Source organism: Vagococcus sp. WN80Y (assembly GCF_059621045.1).
The window spans coordinates 1-642 of record NZ_JCAQHY010000024.1 but is presented as its reverse complement, the minus strand read 5'-3'; the positions used below and the strand labels follow the sequence as shown (position 1 = coordinate 642).

The 642-nt window shown below is 40.0% G+C and carries 1 pseudogene; it reads left to right on the top strand.

What is annotated here, in order from left to right:
* Positions 1-195: pseudogene (locus AC5KOD_RS02415) on the top strand (IS110 family RNA-guided transposase); the annotation flags it as partial.
* Positions 196-642 lie beyond the last annotated feature (447 nt).

Here is a 642-nt window from a genome sequence, read left to right as displayed (position 1 = left end):
GTTTCCCAAGGGAAAGCAAACCGGATTCAGGCATTTTTCTTTCGGATAAGAAGAAATGCCGGTCACAAAAAAGCCGTTGTTGCGACGGTTCATTTATTACTACGTGTTATTTATCGGATGTTTTCCGATCAGTCCTGCTATAAAGAACTTGGAGGAAGTTATTTACAAAATGGAAAGAACGATGCTGGGACATAAAGTCGTTTTGCTCCGAGCACTACGTAAACTTCGATGTCCCTTATCTCTAAGCAGTAAACTGCTTAGAGTAACGGCAATCTCGAAAAACCCGAACAATTGGTAATTTCGATTGCTCGGGTTTTGAGAAATTGCTGAGCCTTCAACTCTTAATGCTTTAGCGTTTAGAAGTTGTTGAGATCGAAGTAAGACGTAGTGAGCAGACTTTTGGAGCGCGTTTGTCACATAATATACGTGAAGACAACGAGGGCGAGACTTTTTGTCTCACCCTCGCTATAGACCAAATTTGGCAAACCACGCTTTTAGTAGGAGGTAGCTTTTTTTGTTTTTTTACAGGTTTAGTTTTCGTATAATAAAGTTGTTTTGCTTCGAGCACTACGTAAACTTCGATACCTTAACTCTTGCAAGTTTACTTGCTTAGTGTTTAGGATAACGAAACAACGTGTAGTG